Origin of the sequence: Pseudoduganella namucuonensis (assembly GCF_900116645.1) — a bacterium.
Taxonomy (GTDB): domain Bacteria; phylum Pseudomonadota; class Gammaproteobacteria; order Burkholderiales; family Burkholderiaceae_D; genus Rugamonas; species Rugamonas namucuonensis.
Genome location: NZ_FPBO01000044.1, coordinates 11,830 through 24,041 on the forward strand (window position 1 = coordinate 11,830; position 12,212 = coordinate 24,041).

Below are 12,212 nucleotides of genomic sequence, written 5' to 3' on the forward strand. Positions count from 1 at the left end.
ACGGAGGGGATATGGATAAAGACTATCAGAGCATGGCCTTCGAGTACCGCCGCAGCGCCGACATGGACGCGGCGAAGCCGGCGCGCCATCCGGTGGTGGTGGTGGGGGCCGGCCCGGTGGGCCTGGCCACCGCCATCGACCTGGCGCGGCAGGGCGTGCGCACGGTGCTGCTCGACGACGACAACACGCTGTCCACCGGCTCGCGCGCGATCTGCTTCGCCAAGCGCACGCTGGAGATCTTCGACCGCCTGGAATGCGGCGAGCCCATGGCGGAAAAGGGCGTGAGCTGGCACGTGGGCAAGGTGTTCTTCAAGGACCAGCCGCTGTACAGTTTCGACCTGTTGCCGGAGGAGGGGCACCGCCGTCCCGCCTTCGTCAACCTGCAGCAGTACTACGTGGAGGGTTATCTGCACGACCGCGCGGTGCGGCTGCCCGCGCTGGACCTGCGCTGGCGCAGCCGCGTGACGGGGCTGGAGCAGCGCGATGATCACGTCGAGCTGACGGTGTCCACGCCGGACGGCGACTACCGCCTGCGGGCCGACTACGTGGTGGCGGCCGACGGCGGCCGCAGCCCGCTGCGCGCCATGCTGGGGCAGGAGAGCAAGGGCCGCGTCTTCCGCGACCGCTTCCTGATCGCGGACGTGAAGATGAAGGCGGACTTCCCGACCGAGCGCTGGTTCTGGTTCGACCCGCCGTTCCACCCCGGCCAGTCGGTGCTGTTGCACCGCCAGCCGGACAATGTGTGGCGCATCGACTTCCAGCTGGGCTGGGACGCCGATCCGGAGCTGGAGAAGACGCCGGAACGGGTGATCCCGCGCATCAAGGCGCTGCTGGGCGAGCACGCCGAGTTCGAGTTGGAGTGGATGAGCGTGTACACCTTCTGCTGCCTGCGCATGGACAGCTTCCGCCATGGCCGCGTGCTGTTCGCGGGGGATGCGGCGCATGGCGTGTCGCCCTTCGGCGCGCGCGGCGCCAACAGCGGCGTGCAGGACGCCGACAACCTGGCCTGGAAGCTGAAGCTGGTGCTGGAGGGGAAGGCGCCGTCGTCGCTGCTGGACACCTACGCCTCCGAGCGGGAATACGCGGCCGACGAGAACATCCTCAACTCCACCCGCGCCACGGATTTCATCACGCCGAAAAGCGCCATCAGCCGCGTGTTCCGGGACGCCGTGCTGTCGCTGGCGAAGGACCACGCGTTCGCGCGCAAGCTGGTGAACAGCGGGCGGCTCTCGGTGCCGGCGGTGTACGGCGATTCGCCGCTCAACACGGCGGACGGCGAGCCGTTCGCGCCATCGATGCGTCCCGGTTCGCCCTGTCTGGACGCGCCGGTGACGGTGGACGGCGCGGCGGACTGGTTCCTGTCCCACGTGGGCGACGGCTTCACCGCCGTGTGCTTCACCGGCGGGGCGGTGGACGCGGCGCGGGCCGAAGCCATGCGGACCCTGGCGGCCGGCGCCATCCCGGTGCGCACGCTGCTGGTGGCGCCGCCGGGGCGGGGCGGTCCGGGCCTGCTGGAGGACCGCGATGGCCTGCTGGCGGCGCGTTACGACGCGCGTCCGGGCACCTGCTACCTGCTGCGGCCGGACCAGCACGTGTGCGCGCGCTGGCGGAGTTACGACGCTGGAAAGATCGGCCGCGCCGTGGCGCGGGCAACCCATAACCCGCAAGAGGTGGCGGCATGAGCACGCGATTGAACCTGGCGCCCAACATCGCCGACGGCGACGCCTTCTACGAACTGCTGATCGACACCCACCATGGCCTGGACGACGCGCAGAGCCAGGCGCTGAACGCGAAACTGGTGCTGCTGCTGGCCAACCACATCGGCGACCTGGATGTGTTGCGCCAGGCGCTGACGCTGGCGCGCGGCGGGCAATAAGGCGGGACGGGGCGCCGCGCGGCGCCCCGTGAACTTCCTCCTCAGGCTGGCGGCGTACCGCCCCGCAAGGTCTCCGACGGCAGGTCGCCGAACTGGCGCTTGTAGTCCCCGGCGAACCGGCTGGCGTGCGCGTAGCCGCAGCGCGCGGCGATTTCGGCGATGCTGGTCGGCGCGGCCTTGCCGGCGCGCGCCTCGCCCAGCTTGCGTATCATGCTGCGCGCCGTGTTCAGGCGCAGCACCTTCAGGTACTGCTGCGGCGACATCTTCAAACAATTCTCGAAATGGTATTGCAAGGTGCGCTGGCTCACGTGCGTGGCGTTGCACACGTCGGCGATGCTGAAGTCCCGCTCCAGGTTGGTGCGCATGTAGCGGATGGCGCGCTGCACCACCAGCGCCTGGCGCTCGGAGGACTGCGGCAGCGATTCACCCGGCTGCAGGCTGCTCATGTTCAGCGCCAGCAGGATGTTGTTCAGCGCCGTCTCGGCCAGCAGCGACAGCGGCATGCTGCTCGGCCAGGTCTCCTCGCGCTGCAGGATCTGCGACAGCATCAGCCAGAACTGGCGCAGCATCATCGTCGCCCCAGGCTCCAGCGGCACCACGTTCTGCCTGATGGCGTTGCGCAGCAGTTCCGCGTGGCGCCCCTGGTCGTTGTCGAAAAAGACCTCGCGCTCCATCGAGAAGCCCAGCAGGTCGGTGCTGCCGTCGGTGCAGAAGTCGTATTGCGTGCCGCCCTCGAGCACCAGCAGGGCGCTGGTGCTGACCTCGCGCCGGTTGACCTGCAGCGCGTTGTCGCGGTTGAGCACCAGCCCGAACACCAGCTCCCCGGCCGGCGGCACGATGCTCTCGTGTAGCGACTGGTTGGTGCTTTCGCCCAGGATGGTCATGCGCGGGCCGCGCGCGGTGGAGACATTGCCGGTGAATTTGCCGCAGCTGAGCTGGCGGTATTCCTGCTCCCAGCCGTGCAGCAGGCCGGATTGCTCCTCGATGTCGTCGGTTTTCCAGCGCTGGATGTGGGTGGGATCGGAGTCCATGGTCGGTGGGGGCGAGTGGGTGTGCGTCTTGATACTACGCGCTTGCAAGCCGGGGTGATATCCGGAAAACGCAATTCGATACGCCGATGTTGTTGCTGTGATACGCGATGGCCGGGTACGGGCCTGGCCGCCGACGCCTCCCCGGCGCCAAAACCGGGCGAACACGGGGTGAAAGCGCGCCGCCGCGCCGGTCCGGATTCCGCTTCCCGCGTGCGATCTGCCGATTCCGGATAACGCTCGCCGCCCGCGATGCTTAAGCTTCCATCAAGCCACCAGCATTGGCGGCAACCTGACAACGGATGATGGGAAGAGCAATGATTTCGATACAACGAGGAAGCCGCTGGGCCCTGTCCCTGCGGCGCGGCGTGGCGGCCGGTGCCGCGATGTGCGCGCTGGGCGCGGCCGGCCAGGCCATGGCGGCCGATTTCGAACCCGAGCGCCTGAAGGATGGCGTGGCGCTGCCGGCCGACATGCCCCGCGTCTATGTGGGCGACTTTTCGATCGGCCACCTGAACGACGGGCGTGTGCACGTGCTGGATGGCCGCGACGGCAAGTGGGCCGGCATCGTCGATTCGGGCTATTCCGGCCAGTACACGCTGTCGCCGGACCGCAAGCAGCTCTACGTGGCCACCACCTACATGACGCGCCACACGCACGGCGAGCGCCACGACATGGTGGAGATCTACGACGCCGACACGCTGCGCATGACCGGCGACGTGGAGCTGCCGCGCAAGCGCGCCCAGGCGGCCTACCTGAAAGGCCTGCTGCGCACCTCGCACGACGGCAACTACTTGTTCGTGCAGAACGCCACGCCGGCCACCTCGATCAGCGTGGTGGACCTGCGGCGGAAGGCGATGCTGGCCGAGGTGCCGAGCGCCGGTTGCTGGGGCATCTATCCGTCGTCCGCCGAGGCGCTGCGCTTCTCCATGCTGTGCGGCGACGGCAAGCTGGCCACGGTGACGCTGGACGAAAGCGGCAAGGTCGCGCAGCGCGCCGTGTCCACCAAGTTCTTCGACTCCGGCGACGACCCCGTGTTCGTGCAAAGCGAAGAACTCGACGGCCGCTACCACTTCGTGACCTTCACCGGCACGCTGCACCGCGCCGACCTGCGCGGCCCCCAGGCGGTGATCGAGCAGTCCGTGTCCTTCGTGCCGGAGGCGGACCGCAAGCGCGGCTGGCGCCCCGGCGGCTACCAGCCGCTGGCGCTGGACGCGCAGCGCAAGCGCCTGATGGTGGGCATGCATCCAAAGGGCGCCGAGGGCACGCACAAGTATCCGGCGCGGGAGATCTGGACGCTGGACCTGGCCAGCGGCAAGCGCGTGGCGCGCCACAAGGCGCCGGACGCGATCGCCCTGGCGATGGGCCAGAGCGGGCCGCGCTACCTGTACGCGCTGAACGGCGCCACCAGCCAGCTGGTGGGCTACGAGTTGCCTTCCATGCGCAAGGTGTTCGTCACGGAGGCCGTCGGCACCGCGTCGCTGCACGTGGAGGCGCCATGAGCGCGGACCCGGTGCTGACCATGCTGCCGAGCGCCTTCTTCGCGCTGTTGTTCGGCGTGGCGGCCACCCACAAGCTGCTGGCCTGGCGGCTGTTCCAGCAGCAGGTGGCGGACTACCGCGTGCTGCCGCGCGGCCTGGACACGCCGGCGGCGGCGCTGCTGCCGGTCTGCGAGGCGCTGCTGGCGCTGGGCTGGCTGGCCTCGGCCACGCGTCCGCTGGCCGCGCTGGCGTCGGCGCTGCTGCTGGCGGCCTACGCAGGCGCCATGGCCTGGAACCTGCGCCAGGGCCGCGACACCATCGACTGCGGCTGCGGCGGCGCGGACGGCAGCCAGGTGATCCGCTGGGCGCTGGTGTGGCGCAACCTGTTGCTGGCCGCGCCGGCGCTGGCCATGGCGTGGACGGCCGCCGCCGAACCGTCGCGGGCGGTCGGCTGGATCGACTGGCTGAGTGTGGACGCCGGCGCGCTGGCGCTGATGGGCATCTACCTGGCCGTCAACCAGATCCTCGCGAACCTGCCGCCGCAGCGCGTGCTGGATTGACCTTGAACGAATTCACTGGAGAGAAAAATGGAAACCGCATTGCTGATATCGAATGGATTGTTGTGGTGCGCCTTGCTGGCGCTGGTGGCGATGGTGATTGCTCTGGCGCGCCAGGTGGGCGTGCTGTTTGAGCGGGTGGCGCCCATGGGCGCGCTGGTTACGGACTCCGGCCCCAGGGTGGGCGAGCCCGCGCCCGCCATGGCCTTGCGCACCATGGACCAGGCGCAGTTGCAGCTGCCCGGCGCGCCCGGCGCCAGCACGCTGCTGTTCTTCCTGTCGCCGACCTGCCCGGTGTGCAAGAAGCTGCTTCCGGTGCTGAAGTCCATGCGGAAGGACGAAAGCGGCTGGCTGCGCATGGTGCTGGCCAGCGATGGCGACCAGGTCGAACACCAGGCCTTCCAGCGCGAGTACGGATTGGCCGACTTCCCCTATGTGCTGTCGGCCCAGCTGGGCATGGCCTACCGCGTGGCGCGCCTGCCGTACGCGGTGCTGATCGACGCGCGGGGCGTGGTCAGCGCCAAGGGGCTGATCAACTCGCGCGAACAGCTGGAAAGCCTGCTGACCGCGCAGGAGCTGGGCGTGGCGTCGGTGCAGGAATTCCTGTCGCAGCCGCCCGATCACGATCACCCGCATGGCCACAGCCATAGCCACTAAGGAGTTTCAATATGTTTGACTGGTTCGACAAGCTGGCGGAACGCCAGACCCGCCAATTGGCGCAGGGCGTATCGCGCCGCCACGCGCTCAACCGCATCAGCCGCGCGCTGGTGGGGGCCGCCTTCATCCTGCCGGTGTTGCCGTTCGACCGCGGCGAGGCCAAGGCCGCGACCCATGGCGCGCCCGGCAAGGGCAAGGCCAACGCGGCCGCCGAGGACGCCACCGCCTGCGAGTACTGGCGCTATTGCGCCATCGACGGCTTCCTGTGCTCGTGCTGCGGCGGCTCGCTGACGCAATGCCCGCCGGGCACCAACGCCTCCAAGGTGAGCTGGGTGGGCACCTGCCACAACCCCAAGGACGGCAAGGACTACCTGGTGAGCTACAACGACTGCTGTGGCAAGACCGCCTGCGGCCGCTGCATGTGCAACACCAATCTGCGCGAGCGCCCAGGCTACAACCTGGGCCTGCACAACGACATCAACTGGTGCATGAGCAATGACAATTCCATGTTCCACTGCACCACGGCGTCCGTGGTGGGACTGGCGGAGGCGTGACATGAAGGCCGTTTTCAACATCGCGGCGGCGTCGCTGGCGCTGGCCGCGGGCGCGGCGCAGGCCCAAGCGGGGCAGCAGCAGACGCAGGGCGCGCAGGTCTACCAGTCCAGCTGCGCCATGTGCCACCAGGACCAGGCGCAGGGGGCGGCCGGACTGGCCCCGGCGCTCAAGGGCAGCCAGTGGGACAAGCTGGCCAAGGCGCGCGCCTACGCGCCGGGCGTGCTGCTGGCCGGCATGCACGGCCCCATCTCCACAGACGAGGGCACGTTCAACGGCGTGATGCCGACCCAGAACCGTCTCAGCGACGAGGAGATCGCCGCCGTCAGCACCTATTTGCTGCGGGAAGTGAACGGGCAGCAGGGCGCGGTCACGGTGGCGGAGGTGGCGGCGCTGCGCGCCAAGCCGGCGTCCGTGTCCGAACTGCGCGCCATGCGCAAACAGGCGCTGGCGAAATGAACGCGATCGCGCAGCCTTCCCTCGCACGCTGGCTGGCGGCGGCCGCGCTGTGCGGGGCCACGCTTGGAGCGGCCGCCGAGCCGGGCGGGAACGCCACCCGGGAGATCTCGCCGCGGCGCGCGCGCACCCTGTACACCCTGCACTGTTCCGGCTGCCACCTGCCGGACGGCAGCGGCTCGCCGGCCCACGGGGTGCCGAGCATGCGCGGCGCGCTTGGCCACTTCCCGGCCACGCTGGCGGGCCGCGCCTTCCTGGTGCAGGCGCCGGGCGCCCGCAATTCCAGCATCAGCGACGCGGAACTGGCCGCGCTCACCAACTGGCAGTTGAGGGAATTCGCGCCCGGCACGCTGCCGGCGGACTTCAAGCCCTACACCGCCGAGGAAGTGGCGCGCTTCCGCGCCGCGCCGCCGCTGGACGTGGCGGCCGCGCGCGCCGCCATCGTCGCGGGTTTCCCCGCGCCGGGCGATACGCGATGAGTGCGGGACCTTATTGATCCGGCGAGGCGGGCGCGCGCACCTGCAGCCAGATCATGTCGATGCAATGCTGCTCGAGGCCCGTCAGTTCCCCGCCGAATTTGGTTTGCTGCGGAATGAGCAGCATCAGGCCCTCGATCTGGACCGAGATCAGGGCGGCGCGCTGGGCGCATGTGCGGTCGGGCAGGGCGGGATTGAACTGGCGGATGAAGTAGCAGAACACCTCGCGCTCCACGCGGTACAACTCGTTCAGCATCTTGCGGGCGGGTTCGTGGAACTGGGCCAGCGCCCAAAGCTGGATGAACACGGATTGGGTCTGCGGCTTCTTCACGTCGTCGAGCAGGAATTTCAGCAACTGGTCGAACTGGTACTCCGCGCTCTTTTCCTCGGTGCCGAAAACCCGCAGGAACGCGCTCCTGTACTGCTCCAGGATGCGGGCGGTCATCGCGGAAAGCAGCGCGTCGGTGGAGGCGAAATAGTGCTGGACGTTGGACTGCGACATCTCCAGCTTGTCGGCGATGCCGCGTATCGACAGCGCCGCATACCCCTCGGTTGAAAAAATCCGCATGGCCTCGGCCAGCACTCGGTCGGACGTCTGGCGTCCCTTCTGGGTGCGTGGGGCTGCGTCCTCGGGCGGAGGGAAGATCCGTTCGATCAGTTTGATAAATGAGCCGTGGTCGATCATGGTGTGATTCCAAATGGGTGCGCGAATTGTACAAACAATTCGCGCGTCCCGTAGCCGCCGCGGCGGGCGGAAGCTACTTTTTCGTCAGGTCGCCTTGGGCGAACATGTCGGCGGCGATCTTCCAGCCCTCCGGTGTCTTGTTCCACACGGTGAGGCTTTGCATGCGCATCTCGGGGCTGCCCTCCGCGCGCGGCGTGACGATCCAGGTCATCCAGGTCAGCGTGGCGGCCGGCCCCAGGGCCCGGCCGCCGTCGACAACCAGCTTGACCGATTTCGCGTCGGCGACCATCCCGGCCAGCAGTTGGCGCAGCGTGGCGCCGCCGCGCGCGGGCGCCGGCATGCCCTCGCCGGACACCACCGCGTCGGCCATGAAGACCTGGCGGTGGATGGCGTCGGCATCCTTGCTCGCCCACTTCTCCTCTATCAGTTTGAGTTGCTGCCGGATGCCGGCGGGGACGGCTTCGGACGCATATGTATGCGCGCCGGGTAGGGAAAGCGTGGCCGCCAGGCAGCCGGCAAGGAAAACAGTTTTCATCGTCATCTCCATAAAATAGGTCGAACGACACATTTTATGTGGTTTTTTACGTGGTGCAAGCCATTTTGATTTTCGTTGCCGATATGTGACAGCAAAGCCTGCCAAGCGATATGGCGCTTGACTGGCGTTCGCATTCGTTCATAATAGGTCGCACAACCTAATTAGGTCTATTGACCTAAAATAAATCTGGCACATGGAGATCGGCATGGAGAAGGAAAACAAGCGCCGCCGCTTTTTGAAGGCGGGCGGTCTGGCTGTGGCGGGCGCCGGACTGGCGTCGCGCAAGGCGACCGCCGGGGAGGCAGCCCTGGATGCGGCCCGTTCGGCACAGGTGCCCGATGGCGCGGAGTACGACGTCATCGTCATCGGCGCCGGTTTCGCGGGCCTGACGGCGGCACGCGACCTGTCGTTGCGGGGCGCGCGCACACTGCTGCTGGAGGCGCGCAACCGCATCGGCGGGCGCACTTTCAGTACGCGGTACGCCGGCCATAAAATTGAATTGGGCGGGACCTGGATCCATTGGAGCCAGGGCTATGTGTGGAGCGAGGTGAACCGGTACGGCCTCGGCATCGTTGAGAGCCCCGGCGCCTCGCCGGACGACCTGGCATTGCTGTCGGATGGCCGGCTGAGGAAACTGAAGCCCGAAGCGGCCTTCCCGCGGCTGTCCGAGGCCATGGGCCGGTACTGCGATGTGGACGGAAAGGGCGGCAGCACCATCTTCCCGCGGGCGCAGGATCCCTTGTTCAGCAACGCGTTCATGAGGTTCGACCGGCTCTCCCTGCAGGATAGATTGGACCAGTTGCGGTTGAAGGACGATACGCGCGCCATGGTCGGCAGCATGCTCGCCATCAACTGCCACAACGACCCGCGACAAGGCGGCTTCGTGGACATGTTGAAGTGGTGGTCGCTGGGCGACTTCGAGATGGGACGGCTGTTCGACAAGCTGTCCAGGTACAAGATCGCGGAAGGCACCGGGGCGCTGGCGAGCGCGATGCTGGGCGACGCGAAGGCGGACCTGCTGCTTTCCACACCGGTGTCCTCGGTCGGCCGTGGCGGCGGCATGGCCGTGGTGACCACGACGGAAGGCAAATCCTTCAAGGCCCGGGCCGTGGTGTGCGCCGTGCCGATGAACGTGCTGGACGCGATCGCCTTCTCGCCGGACATCGCCAACGCCAAGCGCGCGGCCTCCCGGGCCGGCCATACCGGCAATGGCGGCAAATTCTACGCGCACATCAAGCAGAAGGTCGGCAACTGGATGGGCATGTCGCCGTTCCCGAACCCGATCACCATGGCGTGGACCGAGCGGCAGCGCGACGACGGAACGCTGCTGGTGTGTTTCAGCCCGCCCGGAAAGCTGGACCAGAACGACGAGGAGGCGGTGCAGGCGGCGCTGCGCGGCCTGCTGCCGGGCGCGGAGGTGCTGGCCACCATGGGCTACCAATGGGGCGCCGATCCGTATTCGAAAGGCACGTGGTGCTGGTACCGGCCAAACCAGCTTAGCCATTCCTTCGCCGAACTGCGCCGCATCGAAGGCAATGTCTTCTTCGCCAGCGCCGACAGCGCCAAGGGATGGCGTGGCTTCATCGACGGCGCGATCGAAAGCGGCGCCGAAACGGCTCACGAGGTCATCGGATACCTGCGGGGCAAGGCATGATGCGCGCGGCACTGGCACTGATCGGCTTCGCCGTCGCCACCGCGACCGCCGCTGCCACCACCCCCGCAGCCGCGGCGCCGGCCTGCAACGTCGAGCGCGGGGCCCGCGCCTTCGAAACCAAATGCGCGATGTGCCACACGGCCGAAAGGGGACAGGGACATATGCTGGGACCGAATCTGTCCAGGGTGCTGGGACGCCGCATCGGCGGCGCCGAGGGGTTCCGGTATTCGCCCGCCTTGTCGAATTCGGCGGCGGCGTGGGACGAGAAGACGCTGGACCTGTTCTTGAAGAGCCCCGCCGAGGCCATGCCCGGCACGGCCATGCCGTTCACCGGCATCAAGAACGCGGACGAGCGGGCCGCCGCCGTTTGCTACCTGAAAGGGAAGTAGGCCACGGTTTGCGTGGAGGCGTGGTCCGCGCCTGATCTTACGCTCGCGGCGGGCGGTGGGCGTATCCGGAATCCGCAATTAGCGGTCCGGCTGTCGCGGCGCCGCCACAGGGCCGCCCCGTCCACGCGTGCCGGCCTGGGCCGCAAGGCCCGTGCCGCGGGTCCGATCCGGCCTCGAAAGCGGTCGCCGAGCGAAGGCGGGTGCCAGTATCGGCGGGCTCCCGGCCGCGTCCTGGCTGTGATCTGCCGATTCCGGATAACGCGGCTGGCTGGCCTTGTATAAGCTTCAATCATGCCAGCGGCCCTGGCCGGAGCGCCATGAACTGGCGGCACGAATGAATTCAATATAAACGATATGCACACCAATGGAGACACCAGCATGAGCACACTCGCGGAACAATACGGCCTGCGCCAGCATTATCGCCACCACATCGACGGCCAGTGGCAAGAGGGCGGAGACGGCCACATCGACGTGGTCAATCCCGCGCGCGACGAGGTCATCGCCCGCGTGCCCAACGGCGGCGCGGCGGAGATCGACGCGGCCGTGCGCGCGGCGCGCGCGCAGTTCGACGGCGGCGCCTGGTCGCGCATGAGCGGCCCGGAACGCGGCGCGCTGATCCTGAAGCTGGCCGACCTGGTCGAGCGCGACGCGGAACTGATCGCGACGCTGGACGCGCTGTGCATCGGCCGCCCCTTCATGGAGCCGAAAATACTGGACCTGCCGAACGGCCTGTCCACGCTGCGCCACTTCGCCGGCTGGGCCGACAAGGTCGAGGGCCGCACGATACCGACACCGGGCTACTTCGGCCGTCCCACGCTGTCGTACACGGTGCGCGAGGCGGTCGGCGTGATCGGCGCCATCGTGCCGTGGAACACGCCGTTCATGATCACCTGCTGGAAGCTGGCGCCGGCGCTGGCCACCGGCTGCACGGTGGTCATCAAACCGGCCGAGGAAACCCCGCTGTCCGCGCTGCACCTGGCGGCGCTGGTGGCGGAGGCGGGCTTCCCGCCGGGCGTGGTCAACGTGGTGACGGGCCGCGGCGCCGTTGCCGGCGCGGCGCTGGCCGTGCATCCCGGCGTGGACAAGGTGAGCTTCACCGGCAGCCCCGCCGTGGGCGCCGAGATCATGCGCACCGCTGGCCCGCTGTTCAAGCGGGTGGCGATGGAACTGGGCGGCAAGTCTCCGCAGATCGTGTTCGAGGACGCCGACATCGAGGCGGCCGTGCGCGGCTGCGCCATGGGCCTGTTCTTCAACCAGGGCCAGGTGTGCGCGGCCGGCACCCGCGTGCTGGTGCAGCGCGCCGTGTTCGACCAGGTGGCCGCGGGCCTGCGCCAGGCCGCCGAGGGCATCCAGGTGGGCGACCCGACCGACCCGGCCAACGGCATGGGCGCGGTGGCCAAGCGCTCGCAGTACAACAGCATCGCCGGCTACATCCGCGCCGGCCTGGAGGAGGGCGCGACGATGCTCACCGGCGGCGCGGTGGAAAGCGCCAAGGGCTGCTTCATCCGCCCCACGCTGTTCGTCGGCGACAACAGCATGCGCATCGCGCGCGAGGAGATCTTCGGCCCGGTGGGCACGCTGCTGGCGTTCGACACCGAGGAGGAGGCGCTGGCCATCGCCAACGACAGCCGCTACGGCCTGGGCGCGACCGTCTGGACGCGCGACCTGGCGCGCGCGCACCGGGTGGCGGGGGCCGTCAAGGCCGGCGCGGTCGGCATCAACGGCTGGGCGCCGATCGACGCGCGCCTGCCGTGGGGCGGCGTGAAGACCAGCGGCCTGGGGCGCGAACTGGGCTACAGCGGCATCGAGGCCTGCACGGAAGAGAAAGTCATCACGGTGGTTCTGTAATTTCAAAAACAGGGCGCG

General features: G+C 68.4%; 14 protein-coding genes. 11 read left to right on the top strand and 3 right to left on the bottom strand.

Annotated features, from left to right (window positions below; genetic code table 11):
• The first annotated feature begins 11 nt into the window (after positions 1-11).
• On the top strand, positions 12-1,682 hold the full coding sequence (locus BM436_RS30865; RefSeq protein ID WP_093560038.1) for an FAD-dependent oxidoreductase: 1,671 nt from the start codon (positions 12-14) through the stop codon (positions 1,680-1,682).
• Positions 1,679-1,876, top strand: a complete 198-nt coding sequence (locus BM436_RS30870) for a DUF2783 domain-containing protein (RefSeq protein ID WP_093560040.1) — start codon at positions 1,679-1,681, stop codon at positions 1,874-1,876. Before BM436_RS30865 ends, BM436_RS30870 begins: the two co-directional genes overlap by 4 nt.
• A 41-nt stretch (positions 1,877-1,917) precedes the next feature.
• On the opposite strand, the gene BM436_RS30875 is transcribed toward BM436_RS30870, so the two are convergent.
• A complete protein-coding gene (locus BM436_RS30875) occupies positions 1,918-2,907 on the bottom strand; it encodes a helix-turn-helix domain-containing protein (RefSeq protein WP_093560042.1) in 990 nt (329 codons plus the stop codon).
• A gap of 314 nt (positions 2,908-3,221) precedes the next feature.
• Between BM436_RS30875 and BM436_RS30880 the strand changes: the two genes are divergently transcribed.
• The 6 genes from BM436_RS30880 to BM436_RS30905 are packed head-to-tail and all read left to right on the top strand — an operon-like array spanning position 3,222 to position 7,086.
• On the top strand, positions 3,222-4,406 hold the full coding sequence (locus BM436_RS30880) for an amine dehydrogenase large subunit (protein ID WP_143133383.1): 1,185 nt from the start codon (positions 3,222-3,224) through the stop codon (positions 4,404-4,406).
• Positions 4,403-4,945, top strand: a complete 543-nt coding sequence (locus tag BM436_RS30885) for a MauE/DoxX family redox-associated membrane protein (protein WP_093560046.1) — start codon at positions 4,403-4,405, stop codon at positions 4,943-4,945. Before BM436_RS30880 ends, BM436_RS30885 begins: the two co-directional genes overlap by 4 nt.
• Positions 4,946-4,972: 27 nt before the next feature.
• Entirely contained in the window at positions 4,973-5,599 is a 627-nt protein-coding gene (mauD, locus tag BM436_RS30890; RefSeq protein ID WP_093560048.1) for a methylamine dehydrogenase accessory protein MauD, read from the top strand.
• A gap of 11 nt (positions 5,600-5,610) precedes the next feature.
• Complete coding sequence (locus BM436_RS30895) at positions 5,611-6,153, top strand: methylamine dehydrogenase light chain (RefSeq protein ID WP_093560050.1); 543 nt, start codon at positions 5,611-5,613, stop codon at positions 6,151-6,153.
• Position 6,154: 1 nt separating this feature from the next.
• Positions 6,155-6,610: a c-type cytochrome gene (locus tag BM436_RS30900; RefSeq protein ID WP_177307658.1), complete on the top strand. Its 456-nt coding sequence runs from the start codon at positions 6,155-6,157 to the stop codon at positions 6,608-6,610.
• The gene (locus tag BM436_RS30905) at positions 6,607-7,086 is read left to right on the top strand and encodes a hypothetical protein (protein ID WP_093560054.1); all 480 of its coding nucleotides are present in this window, start codon (positions 6,607-6,609) and stop codon (positions 7,084-7,086) included. The genes BM436_RS30900 and BM436_RS30905 overlap by 4 nt, the downstream gene beginning before the upstream one ends.
• 10 nt (positions 7,087-7,096) lie before the next feature.
• Here BM436_RS30905 and BM436_RS30910 read toward each other — a convergent pair whose 3' ends face one another.
• Both BM436_RS30910 and BM436_RS30915 read right to left on the bottom strand, forming a co-directional pair.
• Entirely contained in the window at positions 7,097-7,768 is a 672-nt protein-coding gene (locus BM436_RS30910; protein ID WP_093560056.1) for a TetR/AcrR family transcriptional regulator, read from the bottom strand.
• Between the two features lie 73 nt (positions 7,769-7,841).
• The gene (locus BM436_RS30915; protein WP_093560058.1) at positions 7,842-8,303 is read right to left on the bottom strand and encodes a YybH family protein; all 462 of its coding nucleotides are present in this window, start codon (positions 8,301-8,303) and stop codon (positions 7,842-7,844) included.
• A gap of 205 nt (positions 8,304-8,508) precedes the next feature.
• Between BM436_RS30915 and BM436_RS30920 the strand changes: the two genes are divergently transcribed.
• The 3 genes from BM436_RS30920 (at position 8,509) to BM436_RS30930 (ending at position 12,194) form a co-directional block, all read left to right on the top strand.
• Entirely contained in the window at positions 8,509-9,957 is a 1,449-nt protein-coding gene (locus tag BM436_RS30920) for a flavin monoamine oxidase family protein (RefSeq protein ID WP_177307660.1), read from the top strand.
• Complete coding sequence (locus tag BM436_RS30925; protein ID WP_177307662.1) at positions 9,954-10,346, top strand: c-type cytochrome; 393 nt, start codon at positions 9,954-9,956, stop codon at positions 10,344-10,346. The genes BM436_RS30920 and BM436_RS30925 overlap by 4 nt, the downstream gene beginning before the upstream one ends.
• A 378-nt stretch (positions 10,347-10,724) precedes the next feature.
• Complete coding sequence (locus BM436_RS30930) at positions 10,725-12,194, top strand: aldehyde dehydrogenase family protein (RefSeq protein WP_093560130.1); 1,470 nt, start codon at positions 10,725-10,727, stop codon at positions 12,192-12,194.
• The last annotated feature ends 18 nt before the right edge of the window (positions 12,195-12,212 follow it).

Coding starts and splice junctions, on each gene's coding strand:
- BM436_RS30915 (WP_093560058.1), bottom strand. CDS start 8,303: ATGAAAACTGTTTTCCTTGCCGGCTGCCTGGCGGCCACGCTTTCCCTA.
- BM436_RS30880 (WP_143133383.1), top strand. CDS start 3,222: ATGATTTCGATACAACGAGGAAGCCGCTGGGCCCTGTCCCTGCGGCGC.
- BM436_RS30865 (WP_093560038.1), top strand. CDS start 12: ATGGATAAAGACTATCAGAGCATGGCCTTCGAGTACCGCCGCAGCGCC.
- BM436_RS30885 (WP_093560046.1), top strand. CDS start 4,403: ATGAGCGCGGACCCGGTGCTGACCATGCTGCCGAGCGCCTTCTTCGCG.
- BM436_RS30905 (WP_093560054.1), top strand. CDS start 6,607: ATGAACGCGATCGCGCAGCCTTCCCTCGCACGCTGGCTGGCGGCGGCC.
- mauD (WP_093560048.1), top strand. CDS start 4,973: ATGGAAACCGCATTGCTGATATCGAATGGATTGTTGTGGTGCGCCTTG.
- BM436_RS30875 (WP_093560042.1), bottom strand. CDS start 2,907: ATGGACTCCGATCCCACCCACATCCAGCGCTGGAAAACCGACGACATC.
- BM436_RS30930 (WP_093560130.1), top strand. CDS start 10,725: ATGAGCACACTCGCGGAACAATACGGCCTGCGCCAGCATTATCGCCAC.
- BM436_RS30925 (WP_177307662.1), top strand. CDS start 9,954: ATGATGCGCGCGGCACTGGCACTGATCGGCTTCGCCGTCGCCACCGCG.
- BM436_RS30895 (WP_093560050.1), top strand. CDS start 5,611: ATGTTTGACTGGTTCGACAAGCTGGCGGAACGCCAGACCCGCCAATTG.
- BM436_RS30900 (WP_177307658.1), top strand. CDS start 6,155: ATGAAGGCCGTTTTCAACATCGCGGCGGCGTCGCTGGCGCTGGCCGCG.
- BM436_RS30920 (WP_177307660.1), top strand. CDS start 8,509: ATGGAGAAGGAAAACAAGCGCCGCCGCTTTTTGAAGGCGGGCGGTCTG.
- BM436_RS30910 (WP_093560056.1), bottom strand. CDS start 7,768: ATGATCGACCACGGCTCATTTATCAAACTGATCGAACGGATCTTCCCT.
- BM436_RS30870 (WP_093560040.1), top strand. CDS start 1,679: ATGAGCACGCGATTGAACCTGGCGCCCAACATCGCCGACGGCGACGCC.